General features: G+C 61.0%; 2 protein-coding genes. Both read left to right on the top strand.

The genetic code is table 11. The features are described from left to right. Positions 1-42: 42 nt before the first annotated feature. Positions 43-456, top strand: coding sequence for a type IV pilin protein (locus tag D3H34_RS33605; RefSeq protein WP_119558931.1), 414 nt, complete (start codon positions 43-45; stop codon positions 454-456). Then, a partial coding sequence (locus D3H34_RS34975; RefSeq protein ID WP_119558930.1) for a prepilin-type N-terminal cleavage/methylation domain-containing protein occupies positions 447-559 on the top strand: 113 nt, incomplete at its 3' end. The genes D3H34_RS33605 and D3H34_RS34975, both read left to right, overlap by 10 nt.

The following is a 559-nucleotide window of genomic DNA, read 5'->3' as shown; positions in this document are numbered from 1 at the left end:
CTCCAGCGCAAATAAAGCCGGCATTCGAAATGCCTGAAAAATATGCTGCGTACCAAAGGATTCACGTTGATAGAGTTGATGATGGTGGTTGCCATCGTGGCTATCCTTGCGGCGCTTGCCTATCCGTCGTACACCGCCTACATCGCCAGATCCAATCGCGCTGCCGCTGAATCTTTCCTGCTCGAGGTCAGCAATCGGCAGCAGCGTTATTTGCTGGATGCGCGCAGCTATGCCGCGGACCTGGCCACGCTGCAAATGAGCCCTCCGGCAGAAGTCGGCAGAAACTACACCATCACTACGGCCCCGAAGGCCGGCACCACCCCGCCTGGTTTCACGGCTACGGCGACTCCCATAGGCCAGCAGATCACGAGCGACAGCGGTTGCGGTACCTTGACCATTGACGAGGCAGGCACCAAGACGGCGACGGGCACGAAGGGAGTGGCCGGATGCTGGTAAACCGCCGTCGCCAGCCGCCGCGCGCGCGCCTGGGCGGCTTCACTTTGATCGAGTTGATGACCACGGTCAGCGTGCTGGCCGTTCTGGTGGCGCTGGCATTGCC

Source organism: Acidovorax cavernicola, assembly GCF_003581445.1.
The sequence above is the reverse complement of the archived record's forward strand: the minus strand, read 5'-3'. Positions and strand labels throughout refer to the sequence as shown.

What these genes read in the sequence shown, in the direction of transcription:
- D3H34_RS33605 (WP_119558931.1), top strand. Translation starts at nt 43, where the DNA reads ATGCTGCGTACCAAAGGATTCACGTTGATAGAGTTGATGATGGTGGTT.